General features: G+C 69.4%; 1 protein-coding gene. It reads left to right on the plus strand.

Features of this window, described 5'->3' with window-relative positions; genetic code table 11:
• Positions 1–255 (plus strand): helix-turn-helix domain-containing protein (locus QSK26_RS41640; protein ID WP_285780883.1); only part of this gene is annotated, 255 nt, incomplete at both ends.

Raw genomic sequence — 255 nt, forward strand, 5'->3', positions numbered from 1 at the left:
TGGCCGGGCTGATCCGCCGGCACCGCAAGGCGATCGGATCGACCTGGCGGCTGCTCAACCCCGGACAGCAAGCGCTGCCGGTACTGGTCCACCTGCGCAAGGGCGAGACCTTCGACGAGCTCGGAGCAGGTTTCGGCCTGTCAACGGCGACGGCGTGGCGGTACGTACAGGAGACGGTGATGCTGCTGTCGGCCCGCTCGCCCAAGCTCGGGCAGGCCCTGCGCAAGGCCGGCAAGGACGGGCTTCACTACCTGG

Source organism: Microtetraspora sp. NBRC 13810 (genome assembly GCF_030268685.1).
Taxonomy (GTDB): Bacteria; Actinomycetota; Actinomycetes; order Streptosporangiales; family Streptosporangiaceae; genus BSRQ01.